Annotated in this window: 13 protein-coding genes; 6 read left to right on the forward strand and 7 right to left on the reverse strand. The window is 53.9% G+C overall.

Annotated features, from left to right (window positions below; genetic code table 11):
• Nucleotides 1-57: 57 nt before the first annotated feature.
• Nucleotides 58-2001, reverse strand: coding sequence for a bifunctional 2',3'-cyclic-nucleotide 2'-phosphodiesterase/3'-nucleotidase (locus QLG03_RS24835; protein WP_255989464.1), 1944 nt, complete (start codon nucleotides 1999-2001; stop codon nucleotides 58-60).
• Nucleotides 2002-2193: 192 nt separating this feature from the next.
• On the opposite strand from QLG03_RS24835, the gene cysQ reads away from it, so the two are divergent.
• Nucleotides 2194-2937: a 3'(2'),5'-bisphosphate nucleotidase CysQ gene (gene cysQ, locus QLG03_RS24840; RefSeq protein ID WP_023291737.1), complete on the forward strand. Its 744-nt coding sequence runs from the start codon at nucleotides 2194-2196 to the stop codon at nucleotides 2935-2937.
• Here the strand turns inward: cysQ and QLG03_RS24845 are convergent.
• Nucleotides 2927-3484: a YtfJ family protein gene (locus QLG03_RS24845; RefSeq protein WP_023291738.1), complete on the reverse strand. Its 558-nt coding sequence runs from the start codon at nucleotides 3482-3484 to the stop codon at nucleotides 2927-2929. The genes cysQ and QLG03_RS24845 overlap by 11 nt on opposite strands.
• A 323-nt stretch (nucleotides 3485-3807) precedes the next feature.
• On the opposite strand from QLG03_RS24845, the gene QLG03_RS24850 reads away from it, so the two are divergent.
• Complete coding sequence (locus tag QLG03_RS24850; protein ID WP_002886707.1) at nucleotides 3808-4014, forward strand: DUF1107 domain-containing protein; 207 nt, start codon at nucleotides 3808-3810, stop codon at nucleotides 4012-4014.
• 61 nt (nucleotides 4015-4075) lie between these two features.
• Here QLG03_RS24850 and araC read toward each other — a convergent pair whose 3' ends face one another.
• The 4 genes from araC to QLG03_RS24870 form a co-directional block, all read right to left on the reverse strand.
• Nucleotides 4076-4948: an arabinose operon transcriptional regulator AraC gene (araC, locus tag QLG03_RS24855; protein WP_023291739.1), complete on the reverse strand. Its 873-nt coding sequence runs from the start codon at nucleotides 4946-4948 to the stop codon at nucleotides 4076-4078.
• A gap of 30 nt (nucleotides 4949-4978) precedes the next feature.
• Nucleotides 4979-6988 carry a beta-galactosidase gene (locus QLG03_RS24860; RefSeq protein WP_048296482.1) on the reverse strand — a complete coding sequence of 670 codons (2010 nt, stop codon included), beginning with the start codon at nucleotides 6986-6988 and terminating at the stop codon, nucleotides 4979-4981.
• Between the two features lie 18 nt (nucleotides 6989-7006).
• Nucleotides 7007-8239, reverse strand: a complete 1233-nt coding sequence (locus QLG03_RS24865; protein ID WP_032454642.1) for an oligosaccharide MFS transporter — start codon at nucleotides 8237-8239, stop codon at nucleotides 7007-7009.
• Nucleotides 8240-8439: 200 nt separating this feature from the next.
• Complete coding sequence (locus QLG03_RS24870; RefSeq protein WP_023291742.1) at nucleotides 8440-9777, reverse strand: hemolysin family protein; 1338 nt, start codon at nucleotides 9775-9777, stop codon at nucleotides 8440-8442.
• A 519-nt stretch (nucleotides 9778-10296) separates the two neighbouring features.
• On the opposite strand from QLG03_RS24870, the gene QLG03_RS24875 reads away from it, so the two are divergent.
• Nucleotides 10297-11049 carry an oligogalacturonate-specific porin KdgM family protein gene (locus tag QLG03_RS24875; protein ID WP_032454643.1) on the forward strand — a complete coding sequence of 251 codons (753 nt, stop codon included), beginning with the start codon at nucleotides 10297-10299 and terminating at the stop codon, nucleotides 11047-11049.
• Between the two features lie 79 nt (nucleotides 11050-11128).
• Here QLG03_RS24875 and QLG03_RS24880 read toward each other — a convergent pair whose 3' ends face one another.
• Nucleotides 11129-12151 (reverse strand): LacI family DNA-binding transcriptional regulator, encoded by a 1023-nt coding sequence (locus tag QLG03_RS24880; protein WP_032454644.1) that lies wholly within the window; start codon nucleotides 12149-12151, stop codon nucleotides 11129-11131.
• Nucleotides 12152-12443: 292 nt separating this feature from the next.
• Between QLG03_RS24880 and QLG03_RS24885 the strand changes: the two genes are divergently transcribed.
• The 3 genes from QLG03_RS24885 to QLG03_RS24895 all read left to right on the forward strand — a co-directional run bounded on the left by QLG03_RS24885 (nucleotide 12444) and on the right by QLG03_RS24895 (nucleotide 15055).
• The gene (locus QLG03_RS24885; RefSeq protein ID WP_032454645.1) at nucleotides 12444-13376 is read left to right on the forward strand and encodes a dihydrodipicolinate synthase family protein; all 933 of its coding nucleotides are present in this window, start codon (nucleotides 12444-12446) and stop codon (nucleotides 13374-13376) included.
• Nucleotides 13377-13505: 129 nt separating this feature from the next.
• The gene (locus QLG03_RS24890) at nucleotides 13506-14795 is read left to right on the forward strand and encodes an Nramp family divalent metal transporter (RefSeq protein WP_102002711.1); all 1290 of its coding nucleotides are present in this window, start codon (nucleotides 13506-13508) and stop codon (nucleotides 14793-14795) included.
• A gap of 8 nt (nucleotides 14796-14803) precedes the next feature.
• Nucleotides 14804-15055, forward strand: a complete 252-nt coding sequence (locus tag QLG03_RS24895) for an oxaloacetate decarboxylase subunit gamma (RefSeq protein ID WP_048296485.1) — start codon at nucleotides 14804-14806, stop codon at nucleotides 15053-15055.
• The last annotated feature ends 59 nt before the right edge of the window (nucleotides 15056-15114 follow it).

The following is a 15114-nucleotide window of genomic DNA, read 5'->3' on the forward strand; positions in this document are numbered from 1 at the left end:
TACCCGTCAGCTCCGGTTTGTAGCCCCGGTAAGCGCAGCGCCACCGGGGAACAGGCATTACTGACGCAAATCCAGCTGATAAATGGCGAAGCCGATATCATCGGCGGCCATCTGGCGCATCGGATACTGGGCTTTCTCTTTGATAAACGCCGCGGCTTTGTCGCCAGGCGAGGTCTCAAAACGAATATCCAGCGGTGTCTTACTGTGGATCGGCGCCAGGCGCCAGTTGTTATCCGCCGCCGGATGGATCGCGCCATCCTTCTTCGATTGCGCCCCAATCCACGCCGCCAGCACCGAACGGTTTTCATCCGGTGAGGCAAAGGCGATATGGCTTTCGCCGGTGCCGGCGAATTTACCGCCGTAAGCGCGATAGTTATTGGTGGCGACCAGGAAAGTGGCCTGCGGATCGACCGGTTTGCCATTGAAGGTCAGGCCCTTGATGCGCTCTGCCTGCGGATGGATCATCTGGCACTCGCCGTCGTAGCGGGCCGGCTGGCTGACGTCGATCTGGTAGTTCACCCCGTCAATCACGTCGAAGTTATAGGTGCGGAAGCCGTCCCAGTTGATCAGCGACTGCGGCTTGCTGCTGGCCGGGTCTATCTGGTTAAACTGCCCGGCGGAGCACTCCAGCCACTCCTTGACCTCCTTCCCGCTGACCTTCATCACCACCAGGGTGTTGGGGTAGAGATAGAGGTCGGCGGCGTTGCGGAAGGTGAGCTGGCCTTTTTCCACTTCCACGAAGCTCGCCGGATCGTTTTTACGCCCGCCGACTTTAAACGGCGCGGCGGCGGAGAGCACCGGCAGTTTCGCCAGGTCCGGGTCGCCCTGAATGTAGTGTTCGACGTAGGCTTTTTGCGCCATGTTGACCACCTGCACCGTCGGGTCGTCCTGCACCAGCGCCAGATAGCTGTACATGTTGTCGGCGGACTTGCCGATCGGCTGACTGACGAACTCGCGAGTGGCGTCGTGATCGGCTTTCAACACCGCCACCAGCTTGCCGTCTTCAGCCGCCAGCGATTTCTTCGCCACCGCGTCGTAGATTGGCCGCGCTTCCGCTTTACTCTGAGTCACCTGCCATTTTCCGCTGTCGTTGTTCAGCACCAGATCGACCACCCCGAGGTGATCGCCCCACATTCCCGGCATTACCGCCGGCACGCCGTTCAGCGTCCCTCTGGCGATATCCGCGCCTTTAATGTTGGCGAAGTCTTTGCCGGGGAACACCGCGTGGGCGTGGCCGAACATGATGGCGTCAACGCCGGGCACCTGGCTTAAGTAGTAGACCGAGTTCTCGGCCATCGCCTGATACGGGTCGGCAGAGAGGCCGGAGTGCGCGACCACTACGACCACGTCAGCGCCTTTCGCCCGCATCTCCGGGATATATTTGCGCGCGGTTTCGGTAATGTCGTTGACCGTCACTTTGCCGCTAAGATTGGCTTTATCCCAGGTCATGATCTGCGGCGGCACAAAGCCGATATAGCCGATGCGCAGGGTGTGGGATTGACCGTCGCTGTCCTGAACCGGGGTATCCTGAATCAGGTAGGGGGTGAACAGCGGTTTGCCGGTTTTGGCATCGATGATATTGGCGTTCACGTAGGGGAATTTCGCCCCCGCCAGCGCTTTGTGCAGGAAGTCGAGGCCGTAGTTGAATTCATGGTTGCCCAGGTTGCCGACGGCATAATTCAGGGTGTTCATCGCCTTATACACTGGATGAACATCGCCCTCTTTCAGCCCCCTGGCGGCCATGTAGTCGCCCAGCGGGCTCCCCTGGATCACATCCCCGTTATCTACCAGTACGCTGTTTTTCGCTTCTGCCCGCGCCTGTTCGATCAGGGTGGCGGTACGCACCAGGCCGAATTTCTCCGTGGCGGCATCTTTGTAATAGTCAAAGTCCATCATATTGCTGTGCAGATCGGTGGTTTCCATGATCCGCAGGTCGACCGTTGCGGCGCTGACGCTGGCGGCGATCAGCGTGGCCAGGAGCGTTGCGCTAAACTTAATCATCAGAGGCGTCCTTTTTTTATGAGCGATAGCACAGAAGAAAATGTATTTATATTCTGTTGCTTACAGAAATGTGAATCTTGCCAGAAAAGTGGGCAGCGAAACCGCCATCGTTATCACAGATAGCGGATCTTGCGGTGATGCGATATAAATAAAACAACGAGTTAACGCCACTGTAACCAGACGAGGTGGAGAATGTTAGAACAAGTATGTCAGCTTGCACGGAACGCGGGCGATGCCATCATGGAAGTTTACGATGGAAACCAACCGATCAACGTCGCCAGCAAGAAAGATGATTCTCCGGTCACGGCGGCGGATATCGCGGCGCATAAAGTCATTGTCAGCGGCCTGCAGGCGCTGGATGCCACCATTCCTGTTTTGTCGGAAGAGGACCCGCCGGCCTGGGAAGTGCGTCAGCACTGGCAGCGCTACTGGCTGGTCGACCCGCTGGACGGCACCAAAGAATTTATTAAGCGTAACGGCGAGTTCACCGTCAATATCGCGCTGATTGAAAACGGCAAGCCGACGCTGGGCGTGGTCTACGCGCCGGTGATGAAGGTGATGTACAGCGCGGAAAAAGGCAAAGCCTGGAAAGAAGAGTGCGGCGTGCGCAAGCAGATCCAGGTCCGCGATGCCCGTCCGCCGCTGGTGGTGATCAGCCGCTCCCATGGCAACGATCCGGAGCTGCAGGAGTACCTTGAGCAGCTGGGCGAGCACCAGACCACCTCTATCGGCTCCTCGCTGAAGTTCTGCCTGGTGGCGGAAGGTCAGGCCCAGCTCTATCCGCGCTTCGGGCCGACCAGCACCTGGGACACCGCCGCCGGCCATGCGGTCGCGGTCGCCGCCGGGGCGCATGTTCACGACTGGCAGGGGAAAACCCTCGACTACACGCCGCGTGAATCCTTCCTCAACCCCGGCTTCCGGGTCTCTATTTATTAAGCAGCTTACGCAGCAGGTCGATCACCTGCTGCACCTCCTGCTGGGTGAGCGCGCCGTCTTTGGCCCACTGTACGCGCCCGCTCTTATCCAGCACCACAATCGCGGAGCTCTTCTCGTCCAGCTGCCAGGCTTTCCGCACCAGCCCGTTGCTGTCGACGATAAATTGCGACCACGGGAAGAGCTGTTTATTACTCTCGATACTGTTGCGCACGAACATGCCGGTGCCCGGGATGGCATCGTCGGTATTGACAATGGTGGTGGTCTGATAGCGATCGTGTGGGAAGCTCGCCGCTTTAATCGCCTCGATCAGGTTGGCATTTTTCTCTTTTGCTGACGAGCGTCCAGCGATGTGCTGGATGACTCGCACTTTTCCCACCAGCTGCGAGCTATTCCAGTTTTTATAGCTAAACTTATCATTATCCAGAATAAGTTCGCCCCGATCCGCGACGCCGACCGGCGCCACGCGCTGGCCGTCGACAAAGTTATGCGCTGAGGCCAGCAGCGGGAAGAGGAGTAACGAGGCGGCCAGTATGCTACGTAGGGTCATGCGGAATCCTTAATCATTTTTGTGCAGGTGATCCGACCACTTGGTCTCGTTTAATGATAAGTGCGATTGGCGACGATTACCCGCAATGAGGATGCCAGTTTGCGTGTTGACGCACAAATTAGTCGAAAAACGGCGACTTATACTTACTTCATCGTATGTCCGAAACGAAAATTCTGAATTATTGTCATCAAACGGTAAATAAACTTATACACACTGGGTCCCTCTGAGATTCTGGACTATAGTTTTAGGGCATTAAAATTTGCGCTCCCGATACGTGGGCTAACTGTGGCACCACAGGAGCGTAACCCTGGCAGGAGAGAAGAATGAAAATTTTCCAACGCTACAATCCGCTGCAAGTGGCGAAGTACGTGAAGATCCTGTTTCGTGGACGGTTGTACATCAAGGACGTTGGCGCATTTGAATTTGATAAGGGCAAAATCCTTATCCCGAAGGTCAAGGACAAGCTGCATCTGTCAGTGATGTCCGAAGTCAATCGTCAGGTGTTGCGTCTGCAAACTGAGATGGCATAACCTGACACGTAGCAGTACGTAGTAGGTAAAAGACGGCTCCCGATGGGGGCCGTTGATGTTTTCAGCCCTTCATCTCCGCATAGCGTTTGCGATACTCCCCCGGTGGAATGCCGTTATGTTTACGAAACAAGCGGGTGAAATAGACCGGATCGCTGTAACCCACCGATAAGGCAATCTTGTTAAGCGGGAGTGTGGTGCTCTGAATGAGCCACCTGGCGCGGTTGATGCGCTGAGCTTCCCGCCAGGCGTAAACCGTCTGCCCCAGCTCATTTTTGAAAAGGTGCGCCAGACGTGAAGGAGAGATAAATACCATCGCCGCCAGGGTCTCGATTTTTACCTCTTGCGCGATATGGGCGTTAAGGTAGTCGCAGACGGCGTTAATTCGCGGATCGTGGGCGTGGCGGTTGCTGATGGGCTGTTGCTGAAAACAGCGGAGGATCAACCTTTCCAGGGCGTTCATCGCCAGCGCTTCCGACAGCGGCGCGGAGGCCGAGTGGTGGCGTATCACTTCATGGAACAGATCGCGCAGGTGCTGGAGCTGGTCGGGGTCAGCAACGGTCGTTTTGCCGATGCCGTGCGTGGTTTGGTCCCATTTTAGCCAGTCTATCCAGTAGGGGCGGGGAATAAAGTAGATCCAGAGATGGTCCCAATACTCGCTGTGTTCGTCTCTGCCGTAATGATGAGGCACGCCGGGGGGAAACAGCAGCAGATCGTTTTCCCGACACAGAAGAAAGCCATCGCCCGCTTTCGCCCGCGCCTGGCCACGCAGGGTCAGATTGATGATGTAACCTTTCATCCCCTGCGGACGATTAATGTAGTAGTCCAGTTTGGAGCCGCGGGTTATCGGCGTGAAGCCCGCGACAACCCAGGCATTGAAGGTAAAGGTTTTCATCAATGGCGAGAAATTGAGTAGCTCATTGATATCAAGTTCCATTCTCTCTCCCACCTGAGCGTCGCAGCGTCATTACCTTTCGATGATAGTAAATTCCCATGCCCTGAGGCGCAACGGCTGGCCGCTGCGCACTGTTTCCCCGCTCAGCAGGTCGTTCCCCGCCGTTTCGCTACCGAAATCGAGCGTCTCGCCAGAGTAATTGAACAGGAAGTGGATGGTTTTCCCGGCGCGATTACGCATCTTTTTGACCACTAATGGGTAGCGATAGGCGGAAGTGCGCGAGCGCAATGCGAGATCGGCAGTGAGTACATCAAACAGCTGGCTAATCAATCGCTTCTGCGGCAGGAAGCCAACGTACATCGATCGTCCCCGGCCATAATCCGCTTCGGTGGCGGCCGCGTACTCGCCCCATGCCGGATGCTGATAGCGCAGCAGAGTGCGGGTCCCGGCATCGGGCGTCAGCAGCTCCATCCACAGCTCCGCCTGATTGTCGTTGCGGCAATCAATATCCGCGCAGCATGAGCTTACCGTTGTCCCTTCCGGCAGGGTGAACTGGCTGTAGCTGACGCCACAGCTCTGCCGAAGGATCCCAGGCTGCGCGCTGCGGCGCACTTTGACGTTTTCATCGCTAAAACCCGATTTAAAGCCGATAAGCGCTCTGCCGCCCTCGGCGATATAGTGGTTGATACGCGCCAGCAGGCCATCATCGGCAGCGTACAGGCCGGGAACGATCAGCACCCGGTAGCGAGAAGTCTCCTCGTTGACGTCGTGGATGATATCGAGGCTGATATTGTGGTCATACAGCGCATCGTGGAAGCGGCGGAAAATATCGTTATAAATATTGCCCTCGGCGTCGCCGGGGCGGAACTGGTTAAGGGCGTCCATTGCCTCATTGCTTATCAGCAGCGCAACGTCGTTTTCGGCCTTCAGCTCCGCCAGCTGCGGCGACAGGCGGGCAAAGTCAGCCCCGATAGTGGTGGCCTCCTGCCAGGTCGGATTACGCGAGAAGTCGTGGCTGAGCAGCCCCTTCCAGTAGGTTTCGAAGGCGTTATGAATTGAATGCCAATGCCAGTAGGAGACCATGGCGGCGCCGGAGGCGATATGGCTGAACGCCTGCAGGCGCAGCTGGCCCGGGAAGGGAGTCCACTGGGCGAAACCCTGCGCCTGCGTTTCCAGCACGAAGTAGTTCTGGCCCGGCTTAAGCGAGCGGGTGATGGCGCCGCCGAAGGCGATTTCCCGCCCGGTCAGGTGCGCCTGGCTCGGGTGATAGATATCAACACCGGCGATATCCAGTGCCTGCGCTGCCGCAAAATGGTCGACCCGCGGCTGCACGCCGTAAGAGTAACCGCGCCATTCAAAATCGAAGTTGTGGGTGACGAACTGGTGCGGCTGGGCGTACTCGCGCACGATCTCCGCCTGCCAGGCCAGATACTCGGTGACCTGCTGGCGCTGATAACGGAAAAAGGCGCAGGCGAGGCTGGCGTTGATGGTATTTTCCACCGGCGGAAAATCCTGCCAGCGGTCAATGCGGTTGCTCCAGTAATCCAGACCGAAATCGTGATTTAGCTGCCGGAGGTCAGGATATTTCTCCTGCAGGCTGCGCACAAAGCCCTCCTGCATATAGCGGCCGATATTGTCGTAATGCTTGGTTTCGTTATCCAGTTGCCAGCCGATAATTGCCGGATGGTGCTGCACATGCGCCATCAGCGTGCGGATTATTTTTTCGGCATAGCGGCGAAAGGTCGGGTTGACGATATCCATGATCTGCCGTGGGCCATACTTTTGCTGCCCTGTGACGGTGGTGACCAGAATATCGGGATGTTTCGCCGCCAGCCAGGCCGGGACCGCGTAGGTCGGCGTCCCGACGATGACCGCGATGCCGGCCTCATGCATCGCCGCCAGCACCCGGTCGATATGGTAGAAATTGTACTGGCCCTCTTCGGGCTCCAGCGTACTCCATGTGGACTCGGCGATACGCACTACGTTAATGCCGGTTTCGCGCATTAAGGCAATATCCTTGGCCAGCCGATCTTCCGGCATATATTCATCGTAATACGCCACGCCATAAAATAACTGAGACATGCAGACTACCTCCTGACATTAATTCGCGGGCACAGGTTGTGAAGAGAACACGCGCGCTTTATCCAGCGTGATAAACGAAATGAGCGTGAAGCACAGGGCGATACTTCCCAGCACGATATAGCTGCTGGTAAAGCCCATTCTCTGGTACATATGGCCGATGCCGGTGGAGAGGAAAATAGAGCTAAAGCTTTTTGAAAACTGAAAACCAATTAAGTAAACCGTCGCTGAAAGCAGGGGGTTAAAGTTAGCGGTAATATATTTAAGCGCCGCGACGAGTAACACCGAGCTTTCAAATCCATGGAGAAGTTTAATCAGGCTGATGGATATCGGGCCAATAGCCCACGCGGAACCGATAATGCGCAAGCTCATAATCAGCCCGCAGTATAACAGCGCATTTTTGGGGCCGATTTTATTCACAAACCACGGCGCAAAGAACATGACGACGGCATCAAGGAAAATCTGCCCTGTCGTTAAATAACCGAAGACTTCTGCGCCCCGGGCTTTACTCTCAAAGAAGTGGCTGTAGTAGATAGCGAACTGCTGGTCATAGGTTTCATAGACCGCGCCCACGCCAATCACATAGAGCGCGAAGAACCAGAATTTTTTAATTTTCAGCAGCGAGGCGGCATCGCGGAGGGTGACCGGAGACGTTTTGCCAGACAGTAGCCCCTGCTGCTGATGGGTGCTGATCTGCATTTTCCAGACAATCACCAGCAGGCAGACACCTGCCGCGCTGGCCAGCCAGAAAATCATGTTCTGATCGATGCCGTAGAGCTTTCCTGCCGCAAAGGTGCCGATCGCGGCGCCGATGCCGCCGAACATCCTCGCCCGACCAAATTCGAAGCCGGAGGCGCGGCTGACCTTATCGATGTAGGCTTCGCAAATCCCGCAGCCTGCGCCGTAGGCCATGCCAATATAGAGGCCGCCAGCCAGTGCGCCGAGGAACACATTTATTTTTAACAGAGGCGCGAAGACATAGATCCAGTATGGGGCGAATAAGGTGATAATGATCGCCAGCATCCACATCAAATTCTTACGATACACCAGCTTATCCGATATAAAACCGAATAATGGCTGAACGCAGACGGCCACAATGGCGGTGAAAGAATAAACCAGACCGACGTCCGTGTAGTTAATACCGATGGTTTCCGTTAACCACAGTGATAAATAGGGGTAGCAGCATCCCCAGCCTATAAAGAAAAACAGGAAAAACAGACAGCTGATAAAGTAATTTTTATTCGACGTTATCATGGTAACCCTCGCTTCCTTTATTCAGGAATATGATCGTGTAGACGCGAGCAACGTTACCTTTTTGCGCACGGGGGAGTCATGAACGTTTCGCTATGGAGCAGTAATAATCTGCTATCGGCAGAGGGGCGTGAGCCGCTTCACATTCGGGCAATAAAAAGGGCGGATGATCATCCGCCCTTAAGAGAGAGAAAAGATGACGCTCAGGCGTTCTGGCTTTCCGCCGCTTCCGACTGCTTGGGCACCAGCACCGTTGGCTTGTTATCGATGCGGGTCACCAGCAGCTGGTCGATACGGTAGTTGTCGATATCCACGACCTCGAACTTATAGCCGGAGAACTTCACCGCGTCGGTGCGCTTGGGGATTTTACGCAGCATAAACATCATAAAGCCGCCGATGGTCTCGTAGTTCCCGGACTGCGGAAACTCGTCGATATCCAGCACGCGCATCACGTCATCAATCGGCGTACCGCCATCGATCAGCCACGAGTTTTCATCGCGAGCGACGATCTGCTCTTCCAGCCCCTGGCCGACGAGGTCGCCCATCAAAGTCGTCATCACGTCGTTGAGGGTGATGATCCCGACCACCAGCGCATATTCATTCATGATCACTGCGAAGTCTTCCCCGGCGGTTTTGAAGCTTTCCAGCGCTTCGGAGAGGGTCAGGGTATCCGGGACGATCAGCGTGTTGCGGATCTGCACGCCGCCGGTCAGCACCAGGCTCTGGTTCGCCAGCACGCGGTTCAGCAGATCTTTGGAATCGACGTAGCCGATAATATGGTCGATATCTTCATTACAGACGAGGAACTTTGAGTGCGGATGCTCGGCCACTTTATTCTTCAGGCTCTGCTCGTCTTCATGCAAATCAAACCAAATGACGCTTTCACGCGGGGTCATGGAGGAAGGAACGGTGCGGGACTCCAGCTCGAACACGTTCTCAATCAGCTCATGCTCCTGCTTGCGCAGCACCCCGGCCAGCGCGCCGGCCTCAACCACGGCATAGATATCGTCGGAGGTGATATCGTCTTTCCGCACCATCGGCAGTTTGAAGATGCGGAAGATCATATTAGCCATGCCGTTAAACAACCACACCAGCGGGCGGAAGACTAACAGGCAGAAGCGCATCGGGTTGATGATGCGCAGGGCCACGGTTTCGGGCGCAATCATACCGATGCGTTTCGGAGTCAGGTCAGCAAACAGGATGAACAAGCTGGTGACCAGGGTAAAAGAGATGATGAAGCTCAGCTGCTCGGAGAGCTCCGGTGACATATACCCGCTGAGCAGGCTATAAAACGCCGGGGAGAAGGCCGCGTCGCCCACGATACCGCCCAGAATGGCGACGGCGTTAAGGCCAATCTGCACAACGGTAAAGAAGGTGCCCGGGTTCTCCTGCATCTTCAGCACCCGCTGTGCGTTGACGTTGCCTTCATCGGCCAGCAGTTTCAGTTTGATTTTACGTGAGGCGGCCAGTGAGATTTCCGATATCGAAAAAAAGGCACTTACGGCTATCAGACAGAGTATTACTAAAATACTGTTTAACATATCTTTTCTGACCGTTGAGGTCAGATCCTCGGAAGGGAAGTTGATCGAACTAAAAGGAAGCTACTTGAACACCCGCCCACAGGCGCGGGCTGGCAATTTCAGAGGCTAGTATAGCGTAACAGTCGGTAAAATCGCCAGAGTATTGATTAATCATTGTTAATTACGCGGGTATCTCACCTCCGCACCTCATCGTAAAAGCGTACATATGATGATAAGAGAGTGAATAGTTATTTACAGCAGGAAGCGTGCTGACGATCTGGCGAAAGGTGAGGTCCACTCTGGTAATAGAGGGTGCGCATGGATCACAAAAATGCGCAGCGCCTGATAAAAAAACCTGAAAATTTGTGAGGACAATAGCAAGGATATTTTTACCGGGTTGACCATTTATATTCGGAAATTGAATCATACCGGCCAATGAAAACGATATAGCAAACGTTCTCACATTAATTTTATAAATATATTAGTGCCGTCATATTATTTTCCGTTTCATTGAATAATGATCAGTTTTAGGGATGAAATATGCATAAAAAAATCGGTTTTATCGTATGTTGCGCGCTTGGGATACCTGCAGTCAGTCACGCCCTGACTTTTGATGTCAGAGGTGGATATCGCGCAGGGAGTCACTCCTACGAATCTCGCTATAAAGTCAGCCAGGGGTGGCAAAACGGCTGGTGGGCGAGTATGGAGATGGATAATAAAAACAATAAAAATAACCACCAGGGAAAAAATGGTACCGATAAAGCCGATGGGTCCCACTCCTTTGGCGACAGCACGGTCGATTACAATGAAATAGAGGTCAACTATAGTTGGCCATTCGCCGAAAAATGGACGTTGCAACCAGGCGGGATCTATCACTGGAGCAGCAAAGGTACCCAACTGCGGCCTTATCTGCGCGTTAATGTTAAAGCCACGCCCGACCTCACCTTTGGCCTGCGTTACCGCTATGACTACAACACTTACGAAACGGTCAATAGCGCCGGCGAGTCGCATCGGGACAGCGTCAATCGCCTGGATATCTATGTTAACTATAAATTTAACGCGCAATGGAGCGCCTTATATCAAGGCACCGTTTATCGACACGTTAATGACGATTATAAATACAGGAATGACAAATCGTCGGCGACAGAAAATGCCTTTACGCTACGCTATAAATGGAATGACTGGTTCAGTCCCTATATCGAATATGATTATCTCGGGAAACAGGGTTACCATGACGGCCAAAATAAAATTTCAGAGTCCCGGTATCGAATTGGAATGACGTTTACGCTTTAATCTCACCCTGACGCGCAAGAAATAATATTGGTTGCTTCCCCTGGCCCAGTCACGCCTTTGGGCCAGGATTGCGCGCCGTTTAGCGATATGGTCGCGTGGAGGCGCGGGGGATCAGCGTGGGCAGAGAATAGCGCTGGGGATTTTCCGCGTGATTGCTTAGCAGCAGCTCAACGGCATGGCTGGCAAGCTGATCGAGGGGCGTTTTCACCGACGTTAAGGGTATCGGCAGGCGGCTGACCAAAGGAATGTCGTTATAGCCTACCAACGACACGTCGTTGCCAATCTGCAGGCCAAGCCGGTGCGCGGCGGCCATCACCCCGATAGCCAGGTCATCATTGACGGCGAAAATAGCGCTGGGGCGGGAAGGGCTATTCAGTATTTCATAACCGGCGTTTTCACCAGCCACAATGGTAAAGTCGGAATCTCGCCACCAGTGGGGATTCACCTCTGCCTGCGCTTCCTGCATGGCGCGCAGGAAACCTTTTTGCCGGTTTAACGTACTCGATGAGAAATTCGGGCCGGCAATGATGCCGATTTCCCGGTGGCCTAAATCCAGTAAGTGGCGGGTCGCCAGATAGCCCCCCAGTTCGTCATCACCCACCGCTGATGGGCTAATGCCGTCGGTCCTTAATGCTAAAACATGGTTGATCTGTTTTTCCCGCAGCTGCTGGGGCAGGCGGTCACCCAGCCGACAAGTGGAAAGGATCAGGCCGTCCACCCGACGATCAAGCAGAGATTGCGTGGCTCGCTCTTCGGTTTCCGGATCGTTGCCGCAGGTTGCTACCACCGTGAAATAACCCTGACGCGCGGCGGCCTGAGAGACCGCTTCATAGAACATCGCCGTGACGGTATCGGTCAATCTCGGGACCAGAACGCCTATCGTGCCCGTATCGCCACGGCGCAAACTGGACGCCACGTAGTCTCGTCGATAGCCCAACTGCTTCGCCGCTTCACGTATTTTCTCAGCGGAGGGGCTACGGGAAGGGGGAAGGCGTTCATCCAGCACGCGCGAAACAGTTGAAACACTCACACCTGCGGCGCGGGCCACATCCTGCATCGTGATTGTTCTTCCGTTTTGTTCTGAAGATGACTGATTTCCCATGGCCCATTCCCTGTTTAAATTCAGCTGAGATTGTATTCGTAGTTATTTCTTCCACGCAACTTAATTGGCGCGAGCGGTGGTAAGTAACAATGTGGGAAATAGATCACGTAATGCAGATTGATAAACATTTAAGCCGCTCATTTTTGTGATTCCAACTGCATTTATTAGCAGAGTCCCCTTGATCTTGGGAGGTAAAGGGAAGACATTTCAATTGACTTGCAATCGTTCCTGCAATCGATTTCAAGAAAGAAGGTTTATCATCTTTATCTATTGAGATTTGAAAGGAGTTAACATGAAAGCACTTGATTTGCGTGGTATTGTTCCAGCCCCCGTTACCCCTTTTACCCGTGATGGCCGCATCGATCATCAAGCGATCAAACGCTTAGGTTCCTGGCTTGGCAGCGTGAAAGGGGTGAAAGGCCTGGTGGTGCTGGGACACGCCGGGGAAGGTACCTTCCTGACTCAGCAGGAGCAGGCCGACGTCATCCGTAGTTTTGTTGACTCGACCGATGGCCGTGTGCCAGTGATCGCCGGTATTACTGGCGAAGGGACGGAAGTGGCGGCGCTGGAAGCGCAGCGCGCCGTCGAAGCTGGCGCCTCGGCGGGTCTGCTGTATCCCTCACACGGCTGGCTGCGTTTTGGCTATCAAAAAGGCGCTCCGCAGGATCGCTATCGCGTAGTATACGAAGAGAGCGGCTTACCCCTTATTCTGTTCCAGTATCCGGATGTCACTAAAGCCACGTATAACCTCGAAACGATGCTGGATATTTCCGCGCAACCCGGGGTCTTTGCGATGAAAAATGGTGTGCGTAATATGCGCCGCTGGGATACGGAAATTCCGGTTATTCGCCGCGAACGCCCTGATTTACAGATCCTCAGCTGTCATGATGAATATCTGCTGCATACCGCCTTTGATATTGATGGTTTCCTTGTGGGGTATGGCAATATTGCTCCGGAACTCCTGCTGGAACTGCTGGAAGCCGGTAAAGCGCAGGATTATGTGAAGGCCAAAGCGGTTCACGATCGCCTGCTGCCAGTTACTAAGGCCGTTTATCATCGCGGATCGCATATGGAAGGTACCGTGGCGTTGAAACATGCCCTGGTTGAACGTGGCATTCTGGAACATGCGACCGTTCGTTCACCTCTGCTGCCGCTTGAACCGGGCGCAGAAGAAGAGATCAAAGCGGCTATCCGTGCTGCAGGAATTAAAAAAGCGGTTATTTAATTTATTATTTGAATACCGAGCCCGTATTCATTATGAATACGGGTTGATTTTAATACAGATAATCAGGTTTTATTCAGTATATCAGTGTGGCCGTATAATCTTTTATAAAGATACTATAATGAGGCTGTCATGAGTAATTTAGAAAAAACATCTACCGCTGTACCCGCACAAATAGAAATACTGCCCTTCTCTCAATTAATTCGCCGTATTGGTCCGGGAATTGTTCTCACCGGCGTAGTGGTCGGTCCCGGCGCCATCACCACCGCATCGATGTTAGGGGCGGACTATGGCTATTCCCTGCTATGGCTGCTAATCCCCATTGCCTTTATGGGGATCACCTTCATGTTGACGACCTATCGTATCTCCATGCTCACTGGGATGCCGTCGATAGAAGCTATCCGTCATTATTATGGCAAAGTCGCCGCAGGATTTGTCGGCATCGCCACTTTTTTAGCTTGCCTTTTTTTTACCATGGGGAATATCTCGGGGACCGGAGCCGGCATGAACCTGGTTTTCGGCATCGACTGGAAGCTCGGCGCGCTAATAATGATTGCGGTGATGATCTATTGCTATTTTTCTAAAGGTGTTTATTCCAAAGTCGAGAAGGGGATCACCATTTGTATTGTGGCAATGATTTTTGCTTTTTATATCACGCTGGTGGGAACAGGAGGACCGGACTGGAAAGCCAGTGGCGAAGGATTAACGCACTGGATCTTTCCCGCGGGCAGTTTAGTCGCGGCGTTGGGCTTTATTAGCACCAATGCCTCTCTGACGACCGGGATATACGGTACCTATCTTGGTAAAGAGAAAAAATGGAAGAAAGATGACCTTTTTAATGGCGTGATGGTGGCCGATACCGTCGCCCATATCATCGGCGTACTGCTGATCAGCGGGGCGATTATTCTGGTGGGGGCCATCGTCCTTTTTCCCCAAGGGATATCGATTAATACGCCTGCGCAACTGGCGGATTTGTTGACGCCAAGCATGGGGCGTGCCGCGAAATACATTATGGGGGTGGCGTTATTGGGGGCGGGTTTCTCATCATTGCTGGGAAACACTCAGCGTGGGGTTGTTCTGCTTAATTCGGGGTTCAATAAGTCTACTGCGTTGGAAAGTAAAGCGGTGCAGTGGGGATCCATGGTGGTGCTGGTGGTTGCGGGGTTAATTTGCTTTAGCTTCGGCGGCTCTCCGGTGCAGTTAATTTACTTAGCGAATGTCGCAACGGCGGTGTCGACGCCTGTCGCGGGTCTGTTTATCTGCCTGCTGCTGTGGCGAAAGGATATTAATAAAGGATATAAGACGCCAAGGTTATTACAAATATGTATGGTGATCAGCTATCTCTTTTGTTTGTTACTCACTCTCGTCGCCTTGATTAACACCTTACCTAAATTTATATCCTCTCTTTCTACCATGTTTTGAGGTGGAGTATGACTGATGCCGTCCTGTTAGGTGAAGGCTTCACCCTGATGTTTCTCGGTATGGGCTTTGTGCTGGCGTTTCTGTTTCTGCTGATTTTCGCCATCCGGGGGATGTCCGCCGCCGTCAACCGCTTCTTTCCCGAACCGGCTGCGGCGCCGAAAGCGACGCCACTGCCCGCCGTTGCGCCCGCCGGCGACTTCGCCCGCTTAACGCCGGCGATTGTCGCCGCCATTCACCACCATCGCCGTCTTCACCCTTAATTCACGGAGGAATTCATGACCGTTGCCATTACCGATGTCGTCCTGCGCGACGCCCACCA

It is taken from the genome of Klebsiella sp. V115_8, assembly GCF_029967715.1.
In the GTDB taxonomy this organism is placed as follows: Bacteria; Pseudomonadota; Gammaproteobacteria; order Enterobacterales; family Enterobacteriaceae; genus Klebsiella; species Klebsiella quasipneumoniae.

Coding starts and splice junctions, on each gene's coding strand:
- QLG03_RS24835 (WP_255989464.1), bottom strand. CDS start 2,001: ATGATTAAGTTTAGCGCAACGCTCCTGGCCACGCTGATCGCCGCCAGC.
- cysQ (WP_023291737.1), top strand. CDS start 2,194: ATGTTAGAACAAGTATGTCAGCTTGCACGGAACGCGGGCGATGCCATC.
- QLG03_RS24845 (WP_023291738.1), bottom strand. CDS start 3,484: ATGACCCTACGTAGCATACTGGCCGCCTCGTTACTCCTCTTCCCGCTG.
- QLG03_RS24850 (WP_002886707.1), top strand. CDS start 3,808: ATGAAAATTTTCCAACGCTACAATCCGCTGCAAGTGGCGAAGTACGTG.
- araC (WP_023291739.1), bottom strand. CDS start 4,948: ATGGAACTTGATATCAATGAGCTACTCAATTTCTCGCCATTGATGAAA.
- QLG03_RS24860 (WP_048296482.1), bottom strand. CDS start 6,988: ATGTCTCAGTTATTTTATGGCGTGGCGTATTACGATGAATATATGCCG.
- QLG03_RS24865 (WP_032454642.1), bottom strand. CDS start 8,239: ATGATAACGTCGAATAAAAATTACTTTATCAGCTGTCTGTTTTTCCTG.
- QLG03_RS24870 (WP_023291742.1), bottom strand. CDS start 9,777: ATGTTAAACAGTATTTTAGTAATACTCTGTCTGATAGCCGTAAGTGCC.
- QLG03_RS24875 (WP_032454643.1), top strand. CDS start 10,297: ATGCATAAAAAAATCGGTTTTATCGTATGTTGCGCGCTTGGGATACCT.
- QLG03_RS24880 (WP_032454644.1), bottom strand. CDS start 12,151: ATGGGAAATCAGTCATCTTCAGAACAAAACGGAAGAACAATCACGATG.
- QLG03_RS24885 (WP_032454645.1), top strand. CDS start 12,444: ATGAAAGCACTTGATTTGCGTGGTATTGTTCCAGCCCCCGTTACCCCT.
- QLG03_RS24890 (WP_102002711.1), top strand. CDS start 13,506: ATGAGTAATTTAGAAAAAACATCTACCGCTGTACCCGCACAAATAGAA.
- QLG03_RS24895 (WP_048296485.1), top strand. CDS start 14,804: ATGACTGATGCCGTCCTGTTAGGTGAAGGCTTCACCCTGATGTTTCTC.